The sequence below is a fragment of the Marinobacter sp. genome, from assembly GCF_041595835.1.
Lineage (GTDB): Bacteria > Pseudomonadota > Gammaproteobacteria > Pseudomonadales > Oleiphilaceae > Marinobacter.
Map to the genome: position 1 here is coordinate 14,512 of NZ_JBFHJO010000034.1, position 16,218 is coordinate 30,729.

Annotated in this window: 11 protein-coding genes; 5 read left to right on the top strand and 6 right to left on the bottom strand. The window is 53.8% G+C overall.

The window, feature by feature from the left end; all coding sequences use genetic code 11:
* Positions 1 to 59: 59 nt before the first annotated feature.
* The 4 genes from ABYA77_RS11120 (at position 60) to ABYA77_RS11135 (ending at position 4,906) form a co-directional block, all read left to right on the top strand.
* Positions 60 to 386, top strand: a complete 327-nt coding sequence (locus ABYA77_RS11120; RefSeq protein WP_372966040.1) for a hypothetical protein — start codon at positions 60 to 62, stop codon at positions 384 to 386.
* A 179-nt stretch (positions 387 to 565) separates the two neighbouring features.
* Complete coding sequence (locus tag ABYA77_RS11125) at positions 566 to 2,617, top strand: PhoX family phosphatase (RefSeq protein WP_372966041.1); 2,052 nt, start codon at positions 566 to 568, stop codon at positions 2,615 to 2,617.
* 700 nt (positions 2,618 to 3,317) lie between these two features.
* Positions 3,318 to 4,487, top strand: coding sequence for a methyl-accepting chemotaxis protein (locus tag ABYA77_RS11130; RefSeq protein WP_372966051.1), 1,170 nt, complete (start codon positions 3,318 to 3,320; stop codon positions 4,485 to 4,487).
* Positions 4,488 to 4,540: 53 nt separating this feature from the next.
* Complete coding sequence (locus tag ABYA77_RS11135; RefSeq protein ID WP_372966042.1) at positions 4,541 to 4,906, top strand: DUF4870 family protein; 366 nt, start codon at positions 4,541 to 4,543, stop codon at positions 4,904 to 4,906.
* Here the strand turns inward: ABYA77_RS11135 and ABYA77_RS11140 are convergent.
* The 6 genes from ABYA77_RS11140 to ABYA77_RS11165 all read right to left on the bottom strand — a co-directional run bounded on the left by ABYA77_RS11140 (position 4,903) and on the right by ABYA77_RS11165 (position 12,506).
* The gene (locus tag ABYA77_RS11140) at positions 4,903 to 6,216 is read right to left on the bottom strand and encodes an MFS transporter (protein WP_372966043.1); all 1,314 of its coding nucleotides are present in this window, start codon (positions 6,214 to 6,216) and stop codon (positions 4,903 to 4,905) included. The two genes, ABYA77_RS11135 and ABYA77_RS11140, sit on opposite strands and share 4 nt — an antisense overlap.
* Before the next feature lie 82 nt (positions 6,217 to 6,298).
* A complete protein-coding gene (locus ABYA77_RS11145; RefSeq protein WP_372966044.1) occupies positions 6,299 to 7,393 on the bottom strand; it encodes a DUF1513 domain-containing protein in 1,095 nt (364 codons plus the stop codon).
* Between the two features lie 13 nt (positions 7,394 to 7,406).
* Positions 7,407 to 8,441: an imelysin family protein gene (locus tag ABYA77_RS11150; protein ID WP_372966045.1), complete on the bottom strand. Its 1,035-nt coding sequence runs from the start codon at positions 8,439 to 8,441 to the stop codon at positions 7,407 to 7,409.
* 9 nt (positions 8,442 to 8,450) lie between these two features.
* On the bottom strand, positions 8,451 to 9,860 hold the full coding sequence (locus tag ABYA77_RS11155; RefSeq protein ID WP_372966046.1) for a di-heme oxidoredictase family protein: 1,410 nt from the start codon (positions 9,858 to 9,860) through the stop codon (positions 8,451 to 8,453).
* Positions 9,861 to 9,996: 136 nt separating this feature from the next.
* Positions 9,997 to 11,292 (bottom strand): imelysin family protein, encoded by a 1,296-nt coding sequence (locus tag ABYA77_RS11160; RefSeq protein ID WP_372966047.1) that lies wholly within the window; start codon positions 11,290 to 11,292, stop codon positions 9,997 to 9,999.
* A 110-nt stretch (positions 11,293 to 11,402) separates the two neighbouring features.
* Positions 11,403 to 12,506 (bottom strand): cytochrome-c peroxidase, encoded by a 1,104-nt coding sequence (locus tag ABYA77_RS11165; RefSeq protein ID WP_372966048.1) that lies wholly within the window; start codon positions 12,504 to 12,506, stop codon positions 11,403 to 11,405.
* 188 nt (positions 12,507 to 12,694) lie between these two features.
* On the opposite strand from ABYA77_RS11165, the gene ABYA77_RS11170 reads away from it, so the two are divergent.
* Positions 12,695 to 15,949 (top strand): carboxypeptidase-like regulatory domain-containing protein, encoded by a 3,255-nt coding sequence (locus ABYA77_RS11170; RefSeq protein WP_372966049.1) that lies wholly within the window; start codon positions 12,695 to 12,697, stop codon positions 15,947 to 15,949.
* Positions 15,950 to 16,218 lie beyond the last annotated feature (269 nt).

A 16,218-nucleotide genomic window follows, 5' to 3' on the forward strand; every position in this document is an offset into this window, starting at 1 on the left:
TGCCAGGACTGCCCCTACCCTGAAAGGGATAAAGTCATGCTTCAACAAAAGGATATGTTATGAACAAGCTAACAATCAGTGCACTGGCACTCTTTATGGCAATGGGGCTTTCCGCGTGCAGCTCCGAAAGCGACGACGGTGCGGATTTTGAGAAGGCTGGCGAAAATGCTGTGGAAATGATGGATGACGCAGCGGATTCTGCTGAAGAAACTTTTGAAGAAGCGACCGGGCAGGAAGAGAGCTCCTGGAGTGACATGAAAGAAAGCGCTCAAAAAGCCGCTGATGAGTTAAGTGAGGCGGCTCAGGAGACAGCCGACAAAGTCGATGAGGCGGTTGGCGAAACCGGTGACGCCATGGACGAGGCCTATGACGAGATGACGAAATAATTTGCTTGTCGGGCGTAATGGAATAGGGGCACCCAACAGGGTGCCTTTTTTTATGCGTTATGGTTAACGTATCGGAATGTCATTGAACTGACACGAAAGCAATGCACATCTGACACATACCTTGTGGAAACTTCACTCTTGAAAATGCTCGTTCACCTGAACATTCAAGAGAGAGAAACATGGCCAAACATGATGTAGACCCGAATTATCTGGATCCTAATTACGAACCCGTTGTGAATCATGCAGGCAATCGACCGTTTCAGCAGGTTCTGAGTAGTCGAATGCAACGCCGGGCGGTGTTGAAAGGCTCGGTTGGCGCGGCTCTGGCAAGTCTTGTGGGTGTTGGTTTGGTGGGTTGTGGTAGTAGTGATGACGAGACAGCTACCGTTACTCCGGATAGCTCAGGCGATACCGGTACAGGGGCAGGCGGTTCTCCGGATGCCTCTTTGGGCTTTAAAGCGGTGCCGGTTTCCAGCGCTAATCAGGTTGTCGTGCCGGAAGGCTATTCTGCTGAACCCTTCCTGCCTTGGGGAACGCCCATTACGGGGAGCTATCCCGAATACAAGCCAGATGGTACTAATACCGGGGCTGAACAGGAACAGCAGGTGGGTATGCACCATGATGGTCTCCACTTTTTCCCAATTGATGTAAAAGCGGGTGGAGCCAGCTCGTCTGAAGGTCTGCTGGTGATGAATCATGAGTACATCAACCAAGACGCTTTGCATGCCAACGGGCCAACCGATGCCAACAACAATAATGGTGTTCGCCCGGCGGATGAGGTTCGCAAGGAAATTGCGGCTCATGGTGTGTCAGTGGTTCACATCAAACGAGATAACAATGGCACCTGGGATATTGTTTTTGGTAGCCCGTTCAACCGTCGGGTGACTGGTGGTACTGAAATGGAAATTCGGGGCCCGCTGCGTGGTTACAGCAAGCTGGCAACGAAGTTCAGTCCGCAGGGGCAGCGTACCCGTGGTACGTTGAACAACTGTTCCATGGGCCCTACTCCCTGGGGCACTTATCTGGCGGCCGAAGAAAACTGGCACGGCTATTTCGCGAACAAATCTGATAGCGGTCAGCCACGGGAACAGCTGCGTCACGGTGTTAGTAATGCCTCTCGTTATGACTGGGAACTGGCAGATAACGGCGAGGAGGTCTATAGCCGTTTTGATGTCACTCCGGGCGTTGGCACGGCTACAGAGGACTACCGTAACGAAGCCAATACCTTCGGATACATGGTCGAAATAGACCCGTTCAACCCGGACAGCGCACCGCAGAAGCGTACAGCACTGGGTCGTTTTGGTCACGAAGGTGTTATCTTCGCGCCAGTGAAGGATGGAGAGCCTGTTGTTTGTTACTCAGGTGATGATTCCCGTTTCGAGTATATCTACAAATTTGTTTCCTCCCAGCCATATTATGCCGCGACTGCAGGCGGGTACTTGCTGGATGAGGGGACTTTGTATGTGGCCCGTTTTAACGAAGACGGCTCAGGTGACTGGTTATCTTTGGATCTGCAAGACAGTGAGTTTTCCGCGAAAGTGGCTGCCGCCATTGGAACCACGGTTGGTGATATTGCCTTTGATGGCTTCGAGAGCCAGGCTGACGTTCTGCTGAACACCCGCCTGGCGGCAGATATTGCTGGTGCAACGCCGATGGATCGTCCTGAGTGGGGCGCTGTAGACCCGAACTCTGGAGAGGTTTACTTCACTCTGACCAATAACTCCAAACGTACAGAAGAACAGTTGAATGCGGCTAACCCCGTGGCGAACAATATTAATGGCCACATTATCCGCTGGACAGAAGCCGGAAATAACCATACGGCAACGAGTTTCAACTGGGATATTTTTGTCTTTGCAGGTGAGCAGGGCATGGAAACCCTGGTGGATGGCGAAGCTGTTGTAACGTTGAACGATGATAATATCTTCAACAGCCCGGATGGCCTCTGGTTTGATTATAACGGTCTTCTGTGGATTCAGACCGATGGCCGTGATGAAGCGCCGTATCAGAACAACATGATGCTGGCGGCCAATCCTGAAACCCGCGAAATCAAACGGTTCTTTGTGGGGCCCACAGGCTGTGAGGTTACTGGTGTCACTGGTACGCCAGATATGGCGACAATGTTTGTGAACATTCAGCACCCCGAAGCCAACTGGCCGGACGCCAGCGATCCTCGCCCCCGTGATGCCACGGTGATAATCACTCGCAATGATGATGGTGTGATTGGCGCCTGACGCTGTTCCCTCCGGGCAATAAAGCCCATTCAAACCCGCATTTCCAGGGAAGGGAAATGCGGGTTTTTGTTTTTTTGATTTCAGTAATTCCGAAAATGCGCGATAACTGGAATATAGCTTTGGCGAATCCGCTAAAGTAGTAGATATTAGCTGACTTTAATTTTCTATTCTCAGGGTCTGGTTTGAACTTCCGAATGTGTGCAGTCATAACAATAAAAGTGAGGGCTCTATGGGCTTGCTCGATCTCAAAACTGTTACGTGGGGGGCAGGCATTGCCTTGTTTCTTGGCATTGTCTGCCTTCTGGTTGCGCCGGTGTTAGGGCTGGATCTGGCATCGCTGCTGATTGGTCTGGTGGCGGGGCTGGTTGCCGCGGCGGGATATTTTATCATTCGTGTGCTGGAACCCGTCGAGCGTGGAATTCAGGAGTTGAATGAGGGCACTCTTTCTGCCGGACATCCGCTATACAGCCATTGCCAGCAGTTGCTTGCTGAGGCCCGGACCGGGCGAGTACTGGCCGAAACGCTATCAGAAAGTTCGGATGAAAATGCCATATCGGCAGCAGAAGTGGCTTTTGCCGCTGATCAGGTTAAAAAACGTCTCGATCAGCAGGTAGAGGAAACCGGTCAGCTGGCGGATTATGCTGGCCAAATCATGGAATCCGTACACGAATCCTCGGCGCAGGCCACCGAAGCGGCCACCATGGCACTGCAGAACCGCGAGGTGAGCATTGAAGGGCGTGAAGCCTTGGTTTCGGTAATCGAGAGCGTGCGAGAAGTACATCAGAAATCTGAGGAAAATCTTCGCCTTATTCAGCAGCTCAATGAGAAGTCCAAGAAAATCCAGGGCGTGACGGCTACCATTCAGAGTATTGCTGAACAAACCAACTTGTTGGCGCTGAACGCGGCTATCGAAGCTGCCAGAGCTGGTGATCAGGGCCGGGGGTTTGCGGTTGTGGCTGATGAAGTGCGCCAGTTGGCGAGCAGGACGTCTCTGGCCACCAGTGAGGCTTCTGGCACACTGGAGGAAATACAGACAGATACCGAAACGATTGTCTCGGGTATTGAAGGTTTAGCCCGGAGCGTTGAGCGTGGGCTTGAATCCGTTGAGAGTGTCGGTGGGCAGTTGGACCAGATTCGTGACCAGTCAGATCGGGTCCAGCAACAGGTGGCGCGCATAGCCGATATTGATAAGGCCAATGAGCAAAGCCTGAGCCAGATGTTCTCGGTGATAAAATCTGTGAGGGATCATATTTCTGAAAGCGATGCGAGTGTCGCCTCTTTGGCGGCGCAGGCGGCTACGCTGATGGAAGTGGCAGAGCAAGCAAATGCGGCGCTTGCGTTCAATAGCAGTGATAGTTATCACCGGAAATTCTATGAATACGCGAAGTCGGGAGCCGATCAAATTGGCCTGCTGTTCGAACAGGCGATCAGGGAAGGCAAGCTGACAGAGTCCACGTTGTTTGACAAAAAACGTCAGCCTATCCCGAACACCGACCCGCAAAAATACACCAGCGAGTTCGACCGATTTACTGATCAGGCTTTGCCTGTTGTGCAGGAGCCCATCAAGAAAGCCGATGATGCTGTTGTATTTGCCATTGCCTGTGCGCCCGATGGCTATGTGCCAACCCATAACCGTGATTTTGCCCATCCGCCCACAGGAAACCGTGAGATTGATCTGGTGAAAAGCCGGAGTAAGCGGTTGTTCAACGACCGTACCGGTATCCGGTGTGGTCGCCATACCGATGACATGCTGCTGCAGACATACAGGCGTGACACGGGTGAAATTATGCATGACCTGTCCGTGCCAGTGTATGTGAACGGCAAGCACTGGGGCGGATTCCGTCTGGGTTATCGGCCAGCGGCAAAATGATGCGGTAGGCATGTCTATGTTAGACTGCAAAATCAGTCTTATGGAGGTTGGCCGTGTCTGAACCTGAGTACATCCCGGCCGGATCAGAACCGGCAAGACCCGAGGGCTTTGGGCCTGGCCGGAATCTGGCGGTGATTGTTTACATCCTTCAAGGCTTGTCGTTTTTCCTTGGCGGCGTTACTGCTCTGGTTGGGGTCATTATCAACTACGTAAAGCTTGATGATGTGCGCGGCAGCATGGTTGAAGCCCATTTTCACTGGCAGATTCGAACGTTCTGGATAGCTTTGCTGTGGACTGTCATCGGTATTTTCACGCTCGCACTGATTGTCGGTTGGTTTATCTTGCTGGGTATTGGAATCTGGACCATCTACCGTGTCGTTAAAGGGGCATTGGCCCTGAACGATGGTAAGGCACCCTAGTTTTCGGTGACTTCCTTCAGCCGTAATGCACTAATCATCCCTGCAAACCCCATCAGACCAAGCACGATAATCACAGCGATATCGGAAATAAGTGATATTGCTGCGGTTAATCCTCCGGTCAGCAGTAACAGAATACCGATCACTGTATTGCTGACAGCGGTGTAATCTGTGCGTTTGTTGCCTCCCGCCATATCAATGAGATACGTTTTCCGTCCGAGCCGAACACCTGAGTGGGCAATGCTGAGAATGAAAAATGCGCCGGGATAATACCAAACCCCACCAAAACCAGGACCAAATACCAGTGCCAGGCAGCCAACCAGAAGACAAACGCCACTGGCTATGGCCGCGCCACGGATCATTACGCGGCGGCTGGATGTATCGGCAGCCCAGCCCCAGAAACTGGCGCTGAGGGAACTGGCTAAACTGCTGGCGAGCAGAAATATACCCAGCATCCATCCGATCTCAGATTCCTTCTGTGCCATCACCACAAAATAGGGCGAGGCGAGTGCAGAGCATAAAAGCAGAGCACGGGTAATAACAAAATTCCGGAACGGTGCATCAGTACGCAATAAAGACAGGCTTTTGAATGCCTCCGTCAGCGCGTTTCCGCCTCCATCGGTTTCTCCGGCATATTCTTCAACTCCTGCGAACAGCAGCCCGGCAATAATCCACATGCAGGCGGCAAGCATCAGCAAAAGAGCGTAGAAGCCTATGGTTGGCTCGCCGCGGTTCCAGAATAGTACAGCTGTAAGAATGACCGTGGCCGTCCCTCCCAAAGTGCTAGCGAGGCCCGACAAGCGGCCGCGGCGGGTTTTTGGAATACACTTGCCTTGTACATCTTTCATGGAGACGGAGCAGAAGCCCCGGGAAAGTGAGAAAGCGATGAGCGCAATCACAATACCGGTCCCGGCTGCATATCCCTCAAGAAACCATACGCAGGCGGCCATGGCGATGACACTCACGGCCTGGCCAAAGCTGCCGAGAGTCCAGAACCATTTGCGAACTGCTTTCCGGCGAACCCAGGCCCCAATCACCATTTGAGGCACCATGGAACCGGACTCACGAATAGGAACCAGCCACGCCACCAGAGCGGGTGCACCAACGGCGCTCATCAGCCAGGCTAATACAGTTTTAGGGCTGATCAGAAGGTCGCCAAGATTGGTCAGTACATTGCTGACTAAAATCAGAAAGAAATTGCGTGGCACTTCCCGGCAGGCTTCAGAAGGAATGTCCCTACATATTCGAGCGTCTTCTTCGTTGGCAATCAGGCTATAGAGCTGGTTGAGGGTGCGATGACGCTTTGTTGGCACGAGTTATACTCCGGGGCGGTTTAGGCTAAGGATACCAGCTGCAACGTGGTTGCTTAAGCGTGATGATCTTAGCCCCGACCGGCTACACCAAGTGGTGATCCCAATAGAGTGGAAGGTCAGCAATCTCGCCGGCTGGCTGCCGGGAGCTCAGCCGAATCAGTTTGCCCTGACCAGAGGAAACCAGAAAGTCACCACCGGCCAACGCCTGAATCCCGGCGCAATCGGTAATCCGTGTCCTGGACACCAGCTCCCCTGTATGACCACGGAAAATGATAGCGGTACCACCTACCGGCGAGGCTGCTGCCACCAGATCGTTTTCGGGATGGGCGACTACGCTGGCAATGTAGTTGGCCAGAGCATTCTGAGTGTTTTGGTCAAACTGGTACTCCCGGAGTCGTCCTTCTTCTATTCGCGCCAGCAATGGAGGTGTCTCGTAGAGCGGCCCCTGATACTGGAATGCGACATAGATTTTCCCGGCTGAGCTTACGCTCACGTGGCGGGTGCTCTGATGGTGATGTTCAGGCGTAAAGCGGCCAACCACTTCTCCGGAGCGCCGGTCCATCAGAATCAGGGCGGGTTTCATGGTGTCCAGGTTGAGCTTGATCCGGTCGTAATCAGGGTGGGTCAGAATACCGCCGAGGCCTATCACCAGAGTGTTGCCGTCGGGATGCAGGGTAATCTCGTGAGGACCAATACCCGCCAGGTCAAAGGTATTGACTCGCTCGTAGTCTTTCTCGGCGTCGTAAACGGCAACAATTCCCTCGCCGGGTTCGTAACGGCTGGCGGTGGCATAGAGCCACCGGCCGTCCGGGGAGAATACGCCGTGGCCAACGAAATGTTCACCCGACTGGGCCATGACCCGATGGCGGCGGCGGCCGGTTTTCGCATCGAACACATAGAATGACCAACCTGGACGGCGTTCGAAAAACAGTATGTCTTTCTGCCCGGGACGGTTGCAGCCACTGTGGCATCGGGTTTCCACGGGGGCTTGCCACTGGATATCGCCTGTGCGATTAAACGTGCTTACACCAAAGCTCCCATCCGGCAGGCCAACAGCGCCAGCATAGCGCTCCGGTTGATAGCCTGCCTTGCGGGGGAGTAACGAACAGCCGGTAAGGCTAACTGCGATGCTGGCAGTCAGGCTGGCTTTCAGCAGCGTTCGGCGGTTGATCTGCATAACATTTACCTGTTCAGTCACCGTCGCTGGAATTGAATCCGCGCACAATGCCCAGTGCCACGGCGGCCTCGTTATTGATCAGTGTTGCCAGTTGCGAAACGTCCACGTACAGCCCTTGAAGAATTCGAAAGCGATCATCGTTGGCGAGCAAGGTAGCCATTGGGACATTTGCTTCAGGAAAGTTATCTGCAACTCTGTCGAACTGTTTGCTGATGCGTTCGGACAGATCAGGCTTTCCGGCAGATTCTAACAGGAGGGATAATCCCGGAAGGTAGTACTCTTTTAGCCCGGTTACAGTGGCCTCTACAGTCATCAGGCTTTTACCGCTGCGCCAGGCGTCACTGATGTAGGGGTTGCGTTTGCCATTGCCTCGCAGGCCCATAGGCTGGGCGAGTCGCCGTTCTTCAAGTATTTCCAGGGCTGTCATGCCCGCTTTGATGTTGGCATCCCGGTACTGCTCGGTGGTGAGGTAGTGGTTTTTGAAATTCGCCCAGTTGTTTGCCAGATCTTCACTGTTGCGATTTATGTGCTGTGTAACCTCGGTCAGTACCGCGCAGCTTTTTCCTCCTGGAAGGGCATTTGCGCCAGTATTCAGCTGTTCATCGAACAGAAGGAATTCAACCATGGGGAAGCCCTGAACCGCCACTCCTGACTGCTCAATCATTGCTTTGTCTACGGGGGCGTCAAGGCTGAACAGATAGTTCGCCTTACGGGCAATCAGGTTTTTCGGGTCGGGCCAGAACTGAAATTGCCAAGACAGGTTGTTGTTTTCAACCGGGCCGAAGTTGACAAAACGTACTTCTTGCCAGGCCAGGAATGCGTCCAGCCAGGCATTGTTCAGCCGCTCCCTGCGTTCCGGGCCGGGAGATTCGCAGTAGTCAGCGGCGGCAGTGGCCAGCTGGCCGGTTTGTGCTGCCAGCGAACTGTACCCGGTCTGGATGGCCTGATGCCACTGTTCTTGTGCGCCGTTATCTGCTGTGTTTGCCATCACCCCGGTAGTGCAAGCAATAAGGGCCGTGACACAAGCAAATCTGGTGATCGGTTGCATGGTAGATCCTCAGAGTGAATTCAGAAAATCAATCAGGGCGTTGCGGTTTGGCTCAGCCATCTGACGGTAGCGGTCGGCTGAAGGCTGGGCTTCGCCACCGTGCCAGAGAATGGCTTCTTCCAGTGTGCGTGCACGGCCATCGTGCAAGAAACCGGATTGGGGGTTAACCACCTGGGCCAGACCAATGCCCCACAGTGGCGCGGTGCGCCATTCGTTACCGTTAGCGAGGAACTCATCCCGGCCGTCCGCCAGAGCCGGGCCCATATCATGCAGCAGCAGGTCGCTGTATGGCCAGATGGTCTGGTTGCTCAGGTCGGGGCGGTCTGCCACTTCGCCTGTTTGGTGTTTTGGCGTATGACATCCGGCACACCCTGTTTCATTGAAGAGCCGGGCACCCTTCTGTACAGATTCCGAATCCATATTTCGTCTTGCTGGAACTGCCAGGCTCTTGGCGTAGAAACTGACAAAATTGGCTACCTTGTCGCTGACTTCCGGTTCGCCTCCGTGGGTAAAACGTTCACAGTGTTGTTCCGGCGTGCAGTCGGTGGTTGGTTTTATTGAGGACGTCAGGCCCATGTCCCCGGCAAATGCCCCCATGCTTTGTTGATGCACATTCGGTTCAGCTGCTTTCCAGCCAAAGCGACCCGGCAGGGTTTGCTGGCTGGCAAGATCCCACACCTGATTAAGTTTGCCCGAGATGCCGTTTTGATCGGAGTCATCCGGGTCTGCAAGCGCTTGGATGTCAGTAACCGGGATGGCTTCTAGCAGTCCCATACCAATCATTTGCGGTGCCACCCGGGGTGAAACCAGTAGATTATCCGGCAGTGGACCGTAATTCGGATTTTCGATGCGGTATACCGGTTTGCGCAGCTCTACCACTGTGTCATCACCGAGAGTTTCCTGAATGGGGATCCAGTCAATGATCAGGTTCGCTTCAGGTTTCGCTGCTGGCAGCGCTGCCGTTTGCAGTTGGCTGCCGTATACGGGAGCAGGTTTAAAACCGTGCTTGCGAAGTATCTCTTCATCCCGCTCCGGGTCGGCGGGTACCGCCAGCCTCAGAAACAGTGAGACCGGCGGCTCATCAACGCCAGGTTGATGGCCACGGCCATCCTTGATATGACACCCTTGGCAGGAGTTTGTGTTGAACAATGGGCCCAGGCCGTCCCGGGCATCGGTGCTGGCTGGAGCTTCAACCCAGGGATTACGAAAGAAACTGTTGCCGACACTGAAATCCAGACGTTTGGTCATGGACAAGTTGCCTTGGGGCAGGGAGTAAGAGTTTGTGTCGGCCTGATTGACCGTACCCTCACCTCCGGTGGCCGGTGTAGTCTGTATAGGGTAACCCGCGTGGGTTTCGGCAAGAAGTGGTTGAGCGCCGAAAACCAGCGCCAGCAGACAGGGATGAAGTGCTCGTTTCATAATAACTCGCGTTTCAGAATGGAAGAAACCATGGAAAATCAGCCTTTGAACAAAGGCAGGCTTTCCATGGCTTATTCTTGTTAGCAGGATACCGGGAGTTTGGGCCCCCGGTATCCCTCCGTTTTAGCCGGTTTAATCAGAATTCGTGGCCAGCATCATCGGGAGACAAAGCATCAATGCCCAGTTGCCGTGCAGCCTGCTCGATGGAGCCGGTCTGTTCAACCAGCGCCATGATCGCATTGTTTATAATCCGGGAGCCTTCGGCATTACCCGGCGCAATCATGGTATCAAAGGCTATCGGGTTCTGACTGCTTTCGGCTCGGGCTTTCATCAGGCCCAGCGCCTCCATGGACGCGTTCAATTGACTGTTCAGGCGAGCATCCAGCTCTGGATTGCTTTGTTTGACCAGGTCTGACAGGGACGGACCGGATACCAGCGAGCCATCTACACGGCGATAGCTGCCGGTGTACACGTTACGGATGCCCTGACCATTATAGTAATGGGAGTTGTGGGTGTTGTCGCTGAAGCAATCGTGCTCGTCTTCATAGGAGTTTGCTTCCAGTGCCACTTTCATGCGCTCGCCAGCCAGTTCTCCCAGAGATAGGGAACCCATGCCGAACAGCATCTTCTGGATACCCTGGTCGGGGTTTGCAGCAGTTAACTGCGCGCGGTAGTTGTCACCAGCGCCTGGTGCCCACTGGTTTACCATCCACTGCAGGTCAGAGATCAACAGATCGGTAACGGCATCCAGGTACTGAGCGCGGCGTTCGCAGTTGCCGTTGGTGCAATCGCTGCCTTTTGCGTAATCGGTAACCGGGCGTTCGCCCGCGCCACTCTCAAATCCATTCAGGTCCTGGCCCCAAAGCAGGAACTCAATTGCGTGGTAACCGGTGGCCACGTTGGCTTCTGAGCCACCTACCTCATTCAGGTCAGCCAGCAGTTCAGAGGTCAGTGTGGTGACATCCAGAGTTTCGCCGCCCACGTTGATGCTGCTGGAGGCAATGATATTTGCAGTAGCACCGGCATTACCGAGTTCGTGCTGGTAGTCGTCGGGTTTGACGTAGTCGATTAACCCTTCGTCCAGCGGCCAGGCGTTTAGCTGGCCTTCCCAGTCATCGACGATGGCGTTGCCGAAGCGGAATACCTCTGACTGTTGGTAGGGGACCCTTGAGGCCAGCCAGGCTTCCTTGGCGGCCTGCAGGTTAGCGTCAGTCGGGTTGGCGATCAGACGATCAGTAGCTTCGTCCAGGGCACGTGCGGTGGTCAGCGCGTCTTCGTAGGTTGCATGCGCGAGATCGGCGTAGTGTGCAACAACGTTTGACTTGGTTGCCGGTATTTGTTGCTCGGCAGACCACGGAGCATTTGCGCAGCCCGCGGTAATCGTTGCGGCAACGGCCAGTGCCAGCGGTGCCGGATGAAACAGTTTTTTCATTTTTAACTCCATGCAAGTAGTGCGGCGTGCAAATAAGAAGTATTAGCGTTCCGATTATGAATTTCGAAATCCGCCATGGCAAGGGTTTTTGACTTTAAACAAGTCAAAAGTCAGTTCTTCACCTCGATACGGACGGTGCGTCGGTTAGCTGTTCCGCTGGTCAGGCTTAACAGGAAGCTCTCAAGTGCGTCGAGCTCATGCTGTTCCAGATTAAGCGGTTTGAGCAAGCTGGAGGTTTCTGGGAACAAGGGGTCGTCCAGTTGGTTTTCCTTCGGTTTCGGCCTTGGAGCACCGGCGTTATACATGGCCAGAATTCCTCGCAGGTGGGGGAAGTTTCCGGTATGCATGTATGGGCTGGTTGCTGCGACATCTCGCAGGGATGGCGTGCGAAAGCGGCCTATATCACCAGGGGCCTGAGTTGCGTTGTAACGGCCAAGATCTTCCAGTTTACGGCCGTAGTAGGTGAGTCCGATGTTGTGGAACTTGCCGTCAGACAGGAGTGGGCCCATGTGACAATTTGCGCACCTTGCTTTGGTCCGGAACAGGTGTAGCCCTAACAGCGCCTGGTCACTTAGCGCATCCCTGTTACCTCTCAGAAAGCGATCAAAGGGTGAGGATCGGGAGCGCAAAGTAGCTTGCCAGGCCTCCAGAGCCTCTGCAGCGTGTTCAAGTGTAATGGGTTTGTTGCTGAAAACCTTCTTAAACGCAGCCCGGTATGTGTCGGAGTTGTTGAGTCGTGACTCGATACCTTCCCGGGTGCCAGCCATTTCGACCGGGTTCAGCATAGGTTCGATGGCCTGTTCAGCGAGTGAGGCTGCACGCCCATCCCAGAACCAGCTTTCCTGTAGTGCCGTATTCAGAAGGCTCGGACTGTTCCGGGTACCTTCCAGAAAATGGTGTCCGTTAGATGTACGTCGTCCGTCGGAAAATCGTTGATCCGGATGATGACAACTGGCACAGGTGATTTGCCCGGAGGCTGACAGGATCGGGTCAAAGAACAGTTGCTCTCCCAGGCTTCTCAGTTTTTGCTCCCTGGCATTGGGTTCTTTCGGTTGCGGGAGTAGTCCTAGCTCCTTGTATTCAACACCCTCATCAATATTGGGGGAGGGCCAGAGATCCGGTGATTGCTCATAGCATTGTCTCAGTTGAGCCAATGATGTTTCGCAATCTTTAGTTGGCCCGCTGGATGCCGCGCTGGGGCTTGTTCCTGTCATCAGGGCGCTGACTAAAAAAAGAGAGAAAGCTGCGTGAGCCCTGTGGCGTGGAGGTGTGTGAACTAAGTGAATCATAAGTATCCCTTTTAGAAGGAAAGGCGAATAATAATGATTTGCATTTAGAAAACAAATAGTCATAATTCGCATCAATCAAAAATAAATGAACCGTCTGCCAGGGAGTTGCTCTCATGTGTTATCGGCGATTGATGCCTTCTGTTTTCCAGTCAATGCGGGTCAGCCTGCTGCTGTTGTTTGCGATGATTGTGTCTGCTTGTGGCAGCTCTTCCGGGAGTAATTCAGATGAGGGGGGCGGTGAGCTCTCCAATACTGTCAGCGGTATCGTTACCGATCCCGCTATTCAGGGGGCTGCAGTCCGGCTGGTTGATGAGCGGGGCGATGCACTTACTCGGATTCAGATAACAGATCAGAAGGGGCGGTTCTCGTTTGAGTTACCCGTTACTGTTGATTTGGTGGGTGCCCGGGCTGTCGCTGTTGGTGGTCAGGATGTGAAAACGGGGCAGAACCTGAAAGGAATCACACTGGAGGCACGCTGGGCTTCAGGTGCAGAGATGGTTGTAACGCCACTCACTACGCTGGCCCTCAGCTATGAACGTGAAGGTGGCACAACAGCAGGCCTTGCCAGTCTGCTTGGGCTCGAAGAAGCGGAACTGACATCGGATCCGGCTAACTCGCCCGCCGCGCAGCGCGCTAGCATTCTGGTGACTGAGTTGATGGTGGCCATGAGTGGCGCTGAAGACGGTATCAGTAGCCTGCTGGATAAGTTGCAAATGGCTGGTGGCGATCTGGGCAGTACGGCGCAATTGCTGGTGGCAGACACCCTCCTTCCATCCGAAGTTATTGCTCGTTTGCAGTCTGTTCAGGATCGGATTGAAGCTTTTGACAGTCTGGCAGAGGTGCCAACCGATGCCGCGGGTATGGTGCGGGAGCTCAACCGAATAAATATTCGCGATGGTGTCGCTGGCTACCTGAAGAATAAATTGTCATTTGAGCCTGCCAGTGAGGACGAGCAGGCCAACGTGAATGCACTTGCTGACGCCATTTTCAACGCATTGAATCAGCAAGGTCTTCCGGCGGAGAGTTCCGCGTTATTGAACATCATCCGCTATGTGGTCGTGATCAACGCCCTGAGTGCCGATGTGATTGCAGCAGCGGATTTCGAGGTTCCACAGCCTATTGATCCTGAGAATATCCTGACATTACTCGCTGATACTGATGCGGTGGATAGCACGTTGCCGCTGGCAGTGGGTGAAGAGCTGGGTACTGACAATGCCGCACGGGTGGATTATTTCTTTCGTTCTGATCTCTCACCCTATTATCGCGCGGCCAAGCTGTTTGATGGGGTGATTGATGATCAGATAATGGACCCTTTGTACGCTGATATTGCCGTTGGTCAGGCGGCCGCTGGTTTGACTGAGCAGGCAAAGCTGACCGCGCAATCATCTATCTTTCAGAGGGTGGAAAAGTTTGATGCCTACCGGAGGGTGGGGGAACAGTTGTTAGCACGGAATGATGTAGAAGGTGCGGTGACGCTCTGGCAGAAAGCGCTGGTTGATTTTCAGCTCTACATCGATGCAAAAGGTCTCTCAAATTTATCCGCAGAAGATGGCACCTTTTTGAGTAGCCTGAGCGGAAACTTCCGTGACATTGGGCGAATGGATCTCGCCAATGAAGCTTTCGCCACGATGCAGGCCTTCCTGGATGCGGAGGCTGATCCCAAGGGTGAACTCACAACAGCTTACCGGGTACTGATGGGCGAAATCGAGAGCAAGGCAGGCGAGCTTGTCGACTCCGTGCGCTTTGGGGGTGGGTCAGAGTCCGAAGCTCTGTCGGCGGTTCAGTTACTGGAAAAGGTTGTTTTTGGCGCTGGTCAGTTTTACAGCCGAGGCACCCCGCTGGCGGGTTACTGCTATAACTTTCGCACTCTGAATCTTGAAAGTGCAGCAAGCTATTACGAGCAGCTCGGGCGTACCGGTGATGCCTCACGAATGCTGGATGAATATGAACGCCTCCTGCAGGTCGAATGCAACTGGAAATGGGCCAGGAATATGGTAGACGACTTTGCGCCTATTTATGGTCGCTTGCAGTTACTGGACCGGCTGGAGCGAGTGTTGGTGGATATTGTTGAACCAATGGATGGCGGGGTGTCTGCCGCAAATAAAGCGCGTTCTGAGGCGGCACTTTATGTCGCTCGGGATCTGGCTATAGATGGCGACATTGACGGTGCTATTGAGGCGATCACAGAGAGTCAGGAATCACTGATGAAGCGGGTCAGCTCTCTGTCGTTTATTGGAACGGGTGAGGGGCTGAATGAGAGCAAGATCGGGCTTTCTGTGTTGCTTGCAGAGTCAGGTTTTGCTGATAGGGCAAAACTGATTTCAGATCATGTTATGGAGATTGTGCTCAGCGATGAATATCTGGCGGAAGCAGACGCTTCATTATCTAACCTGAATGACAACGCCACGCGTCCCAACCAGTTCCTTGGGCAGGGGTGTCGGAAAATAGCGGCTCTCTACAACTGGCTGGGTTATCCAGAGAATGCTGACGATGCTATGGCAAAGTGCGAGACGCGTGCGCTTGGCCTTTTTGCTGGCAGCCATGCAACTACTGCCGAAAAGGCTGAATCCTTTAAGATGCTTGCGGCGGGTTACCAATGGCTCGGTAATAACGAAAGAAGTCGTGAACTTCTTCAGACTGCGGCGACTCTGGTGGATATCTACAGTGATCCAAGCAAGCGCGCCTATGAGAAGCAAGAGATTGCATTGTTGTACGCTGGCAATGGTGATTTGTCAGAGGCTTTGACTACGATGGGCTCCGCCCAGGAAGATCTGGTATCCATCGGAACTCTGAATAGTGCTCAGGCAAGCCTCTTGGCTGCGGTCGAGCGTGCTCAAACATTGGGCATGGCATACGTTCAGATTGCGGATATGGTTCGTGGCCGGATTGCTCAGGAAGGCATCGCAGCTGCCAGTCAGCCAGTCGATGCTGAGAGAGCTCGCCAAGCTTTGCGTAAATTGTGGCTTGAGAGCGATTCTGCTTCGGGCTGGCCCGGAACTATGGCGGCAATTGAACAATTAAATGATCCTGAAGAACGACAGTCACAACGTGACAGTGGAATCTATCAGCTTTCGCTTGGGCACCATTTCAATGATGCGGAAACACTCGCTCGCAGTTATGAGCTTGCCGCCGACCGCAACAAGGCTCTTTCGCTGGTCGCTCGTATCCTGACGGGCTACGACGACTACCCAGGCTCTTATGTGGTTCGTTTCGACTTCGACAACGATGGCCTCCCGGATTTCTTCAATCCGGTGAGTTCCCAACACGACCGTAACTTACTGGCAGTCGCTTTGGACGATGACATCGACGGCGATGGGCTGCTGGCAAGCGAAGACCCAACTCCCTACTGCGCGACATGTGAAATCTGAACGGTCAGGAAAGGAGGCATCACTATTCTGTGATGCCTCGACTTGCACAAATCTGGTTCTTACTCACTCATTCTCTGGAGACAATGATGAAAAGACTGGCGAAGCTACGCCAGTATCAGTTCGTCGCTCGTAAACGGCTGATGCTTTTTTTGGTTACAGGATTGACGGCATTCACGATGTCCGGATGCGGAGGCGGTTCTTCGGGGGACTCTGGCTCTGCCGGCGCGGCCGGACCAACGCTATCAGCGTCAGTGGCAGGTGTCGTTACA

Coding starts and splice junctions, on each gene's coding strand:
- ABYA77_RS11120 (WP_372966040.1), top strand. CDS start 60: ATGAACAAGCTAACAATCAGTGCACTGGCACTCTTTATGGCAATGGGG.
- ABYA77_RS11125 (WP_372966041.1), top strand. CDS start 566: ATGGCCAAACATGATGTAGACCCGAATTATCTGGATCCTAATTACGAA.
- ABYA77_RS11130 (WP_372966051.1), top strand. CDS start 3,318: ATGGCACTGCAGAACCGCGAGGTGAGCATTGAAGGGCGTGAAGCCTTG.
- ABYA77_RS11145 (WP_372966044.1), bottom strand. CDS start 7,393: ATGCAGATCAACCGCCGAACGCTGCTGAAAGCCAGCCTGACTGCCAGC.
- ABYA77_RS11150 (WP_372966045.1), bottom strand. CDS start 8,441: ATGCAACCGATCACCAGATTTGCTTGTGTCACGGCCCTTATTGCTTGC.
- ABYA77_RS11155 (WP_372966046.1), bottom strand. CDS start 9,860: ATGAAACGAGCACTTCATCCCTGTCTGCTGGCGCTGGTTTTCGGCGCT.
- ABYA77_RS11160 (WP_372966047.1), bottom strand. CDS start 11,292: ATGAAAAAACTGTTTCATCCGGCACCGCTGGCACTGGCCGTTGCCGCA.
- ABYA77_RS11165 (WP_372966048.1), bottom strand. CDS start 12,506: ATGACAGGAACAAGCCCCAGCGCGGCATCCAGCGGGCCAACTAAAGAT.
- ABYA77_RS11170 (WP_372966049.1), top strand. CDS start 12,695: ATGTGTTATCGGCGATTGATGCCTTCTGTTTTCCAGTCAATGCGGGTC.